Source organism: Nocardioides sp., assembly GCF_031397825.1.
Taxonomy (GTDB): domain Bacteria; phylum Actinomycetota; class Actinomycetes; order Propionibacteriales; family Nocardioidaceae; genus Nocardioides.
The window spans coordinates 1-4,205 of the sequence record NZ_JANNML010000230.1 but is presented as its reverse complement, the minus strand read 5'-3'; the positions used below and the strand labels follow the sequence as shown (position 1 = coordinate 4,205).

Sequence of the window (4,205 nt, the reverse complement as noted above, 5' to 3'; positions counted from 1 at the left end):
GGCGCAATGTGGCGCGAGCGGGCGCGTGTGGGCGCAATGTTGCACGCCCGGGCCCGCGTCGGCGCATTGTTGCAGGCCCGGCTGCAACGTCGCGCCGACTCGGCGGGTCTTCTGCAACGTCGCGCCGACTCGGCGGGTCTTCTGCAACGTCGCGCCGACTCGGCGGGCAGGCAGCGGTCAGGTGAGGGTCAGACGGCGGTCGGCTCGAGCCACCACGGGCTCGTGTAGGCGATCCCGAGGTCGTTGCCGGGGTGCCCGGCGGGGCCCGGGGTCGCGTTGCGCTGGGTCGGGTCGGCCACGCGCAGCAGGAACCAGTCGCCGTCGGCCAGGTTCACGGGCACGCGGAGCTCGACCACCGGCCCGACGCGGAAGGGTACGACGTCCACGACGGTCGGCACGTCGGTCCCGGGTCGCAGCACCTGGACGTCCAGGCGGCGGCCGGTCCACGACGCGTCGCGCGCCAGGTCGAGGCGCACCGTCACCACGCCCTTGCGCAGCGGCAGCACACCACCCATGCGGACCGGGCGACCACCGCGGGGCTGGGCGGTCGCGTCGACCCGCAGTCCCGACGTACGGGTCGCGAAGAAGCGGCGGGCCCGCATGGCGCGCTTGACCCCGCGGCGGCTGTGCTCCTGGACCCACAGGCCGGTGCGGCCCTTGCCCTCAGGCTCACCCCAGTCGGTGCCGTGCTCGTCGGTCACGCCGGCGATGCCGGTGCGCCAGCCGGCGTTGAGGCACGCGACCAGGGGCGAGGACCGGTCGTCGGCGAAGCCCTCGAAGAGGTAGTCGTCCTCGCGGTTGAACATCTCCAGCGAGACGACCCGGTCGCGCACGCGCCGGTCGTAGGTGAACTCCTGGAAGCGCAGCGGCTCGCGGCCCGGGTGGTTGAAGCCGGCGAGTCCGCCGGCGCCGCCGTCGAGCACGAGGCCGGGCTCACGCCGGAGCCAGTCGAGCAGGGGCTGCATGACGCCGGCCTGCAGGACGTCGACGTAGTGCTCGGTGAACCAGACGTTCACGTGACCGATGAGCGGCTCGGACCACTCGAAGCCGCGGATCGCGGTGAAGCGGCCGTCGTCGTCGGCTCGGTCGGCGAAGCGCTTCGTGCGTGCCCAGTCACCGGGCGTGATGCCGGCGACCTGCTTGTACTCCGGCGGCAGCAGGCCGGCGAGCACGTCGCCGAGGACGTTGTCGGAGAGCGTGGCGTGGTCGGTGAGCGCGGCGACGTCGAGGCCGGCGTTGCGCATCGAGGCGAAGGCCAGGGCGGGGTCGCCGTCACCGTCCGAGAGCAGGGTGTGGTTGTGCAGGTCGGCGTGCACGAGACGTGTGCCGGTGGAGATGCGCGAGCGGCGGGAGGCGCCGACCGTCGGTGCGGTGGAGGCGGAGGCGATCGCGCCGGTGTGGGGGAGCAGGGTGCCGGCCATCAGCAGCCCGGCGCCCGCGGTCAGCGCGCGGCGGCCCAGCGCGCCCGGCAGCAGGTCGGGCGTGGGGGCCGGGTGGGTGTGGCTCCGGGTGTCGTCGCACATGCCAGGTCCAACGAGTCTGGCGGCGCGAGGGTAGGGACGCGCCGGTGAACGGCGGGTGACGGGTCCGGGTCGGGTCAGCGCAGGACGAGGTAGACCGACACCAGGCCGGGCAGCAGGCCCAGCAGCAGCCACGGCGAGACCAACGACCGCTTGTGGATCGCGAGGCCCGACGCCACGGCGATCACGCCGAAGGCACCGGCCAGCACGCTCAGCCCGATGCCCGCCGACAGGGCGTCCTCGTCGACGTACTGCGCCGCGATCCCCAAGCCCCCCGAGAGGTGCACGATCGTCGTCACGACGAGGACGGACATCACCCAGGTCTGCACGCGCTGGAGACGGGCGATGGCCTCGGGATCCGGGGCCTTGCGGGGAGCGTTGGGGTCCATCAGGTGCCGGGCACGATGGACGGGCGGCTCCTGGGTCATGCTTGAAACTACCGCGCGGCGGTGCACGTCGCTGCGGCGGGAGGGCGGCCGATAGGTTGGGCGCATGATCGCGCTGCCGAGCCACGGGTTCGTGGTGCTGTCGATGCCCAAGTGCGCGTCGACCTCCATCGTCAACGCCCTCAGCGGCAAGGCCGACGTCGTGCTGCGCGGGCACCCCCGGCTCAAGCACATGAACTGCCGCCAGTTCCACACGCGGATGGTGCCGATCCTGCGCAACGCGGGCTACCAGCGCAAGGACTACGAGGTCGTCTCGCTCTTCCGTGAGCCGGTCGAGTGGCTCGAGTCGTGGTGGCGCTATCGCTCGCGCCCCGCCGTGGTGACGGAGAACCCCGACAAGTACACCGGCGACATGACCTTCGAGCACTTCGCCGAGCGCTACGTCGCCGGTGACCAGGTGATCACCGGCAAGGTGGGCAGGCCCGCGCGCTTCGTCGCGATGAGCAACGACCTCGACCTCGGCGTCGACCGGATCTTCGCGCTCGACCGCCCTGACGCCTGGCAGGGCTGGATCACCGACAAGATGGACGGCAAGGTCGAGATCGGCACCGCCAACGTCTCCACCGAGCGTCGCGAGCCCGAGCTCACCGCCGCCACTCGGGCCGCGCTGGTCGACTTCTTCGCGCCTGAGTACGACATCTGGGCGCGGCTGCGCGACACCGGCTCCTGGGCGCCCGTGAAGGGTTACGTGCCCGGCTCCTGAGGCGCGGGCCCGCCTCGGTCGGAAAGTGCGGCACGTTTTCGACCTTCCAGGCGCTCAGGAGGTCGAAAACGTCCCGCACTATCCGGGCCAGGACTCAGACGACGTACGACGACCCGCGGCGCAGCTCCTCGACGGACCGCAGGACGATCCGGTCGATGAGGTTCTCGCACGTGGGCAGGTCGTCGATGACGCCGACGACCTGGCCGGAGGCGAGGACACCCGCGCCGGTGTCGCCCTCGACGAGACCCGCCTTCAGCATGACCGGCGTGTTGGCGGCCAGCGTCATCTGGGCCAGCGTGCGGCCCTGGGTCTTCTTCATCGCCCGGCCGTCCTTGGCCAGGTCGAGCCACGACATCCCGCTGGTCTGCTTGTACTCCAGGGTGCGGCGCACCGTGGGGCCCAGGCGCTTGACGGCGCTGGTCTCCTCGAGCTCGCTGACCAGGTCGGTGCGCAGCATCCGGTGGGGCATCCCGTCGACCTTGGCGGTCACGACGGTCCCGTTGAGGTCGTAGCCGAGGTAGAGCTCCTTGACCGCCTGGGGGACTGCACTGTCCTGGGTGAGCAGGAAGCGGGTGCCCATGCCGACGCCGGCCGCGCCGTAGGACAGCGCCGCGGCGAGACCGCGGCCGTCGAAGAAGCCGCCGGCGGCCACGACGGGGATGTCGACGGCGTCGAGCACCGTCGGGAGCAGCAGCGTGGTCGGGACCGAGCCGGTGTGGCCGCCGCCCTCGCCGCCCTGGATCATCACCGCGTCGGCGCCCCAGGCCGCAACCTTCTCGGCGTGGCGGGCCGCCCCGACCGAGGGCATCACGACGAGGCCGTGGTCCTTGAGCTTGGCGATCAGGTCCTGCTTGGGAGCCAGGGCGAAGGAGGCGACGCGGACGCCGTGCTTGATCAGGAGGTCGCAGCGGTCACCGGCGTCTCCGGCGTCGGCGCGCAGGTTGACGCCGAAGGGCTGGTCGGTGCGTGCCTTGACCTCGAGGATCGCCTTCTCGAGCTCCTCGTAGGTCATGGTCGCCGACGCGAGGATGCCCAGCCCACCCGCGTTGGCCGTGCCACTGACGAGTCGCGGGCCGGAGACCCAGCCCATCCCCGTCTGCACGATCGGGTGGCGGACACCGACCAGCTCGGTGAGCGGGGTCCTCAGCAGCTGCTCGATCACGATGCCTCCTCGGGCTTGGGCTCGGGGACCTCGCGGTGACGCAGCGACTTCGGGTCCAGCACCTCGCGGATGATGATCAGCTCCTCGCTGGTCGGCAAGCGGGTCTCGGGGACGTCACCGTCCAGCGTGAGGTCGAAGCCGGTCGCGGCGCGCACCTCGTCGACGCTGACGCCGGGGTGCACGCTGAGCAGCCGCACGGTGTCACCGTCGCCCTTGACGTCGAAGACACCGAGGTTGCTGACGATCCGGTGGATGTCGTTGAAGCGGGCGGCGCCCGGGCCGGCGGCCTTGGCGCGGGCCGGCCCCACGCCCGAGACGATGTCGACGCGCTCGACGAAGACCCGGGGGGAGTGCTTGGGCACCCAGTAGGACGT

General features: G+C 71.9%; 4 protein-coding genes and 1 pseudogene. 1 reads left to right on the top strand and 4 read right to left on the bottom strand.

Features of this window, described 5'->3' with window-relative positions:
- Positions 1-188: 188 nt before the first annotated feature.
- Together RMN98_RS19425 and RMN98_RS19420 are read right to left on the bottom strand one after the other, a co-directional pair.
- Positions 189-1,523: a CehA/McbA family metallohydrolase gene (locus RMN98_RS19425; protein WP_309650469.1), complete on the bottom strand. Its 1,335-nt coding sequence runs from the start codon at positions 1,521-1,523 to the stop codon at positions 189-191.
- Positions 1,524-1,597: 74 nt separating this feature from the next.
- Positions 1,598-1,948: a hypothetical protein gene (locus tag RMN98_RS19420; protein ID WP_309650468.1), complete on the bottom strand. Its 351-nt coding sequence runs from the start codon at positions 1,946-1,948 to the stop codon at positions 1,598-1,600.
- A 64-nt stretch (positions 1,949-2,012) separates the two neighbouring features.
- On the opposite strand from RMN98_RS19420, the gene RMN98_RS19415 reads away from it, so the two are divergent.
- Positions 2,013-2,669, top strand: a complete 657-nt coding sequence (locus RMN98_RS19415; protein ID WP_309650467.1) for a hypothetical protein — start codon at positions 2,013-2,015, stop codon at positions 2,667-2,669.
- Positions 2,670-2,763: 94 nt separating this feature from the next.
- Here RMN98_RS19415 and RMN98_RS19410 read toward each other — a convergent pair whose 3' ends face one another.
- On the bottom strand, positions 2,764-3,831 hold the full coding sequence (locus RMN98_RS19410; protein WP_309650466.1) for a nitronate monooxygenase: 1,068 nt from the start codon (positions 3,829-3,831) through the stop codon (positions 2,764-2,766).
- Positions 3,828-4,205 (bottom strand): annotated as a pseudogene (locus RMN98_RS19405) (CoA-transferase); the annotation flags it as partial. The gene RMN98_RS19410 and the pseudogene RMN98_RS19405, both read right to left, overlap by 4 nt.

Coding starts and splice junctions, on each gene's coding strand:
- RMN98_RS19425 (WP_309650469.1), bottom strand. CDS start 1,523: ATGTGCGACGACACCCGGAGCCACACCCACCCGGCCCCCACGCCCGAC.
- RMN98_RS19420 (WP_309650468.1), bottom strand. CDS start 1,948: ATGACCCAGGAGCCGCCCGTCCATCGTGCCCGGCACCTGATGGACCCC.
- RMN98_RS19415 (WP_309650467.1), top strand. CDS start 2,013: ATGATCGCGCTGCCGAGCCACGGGTTCGTGGTGCTGTCGATGCCCAAG.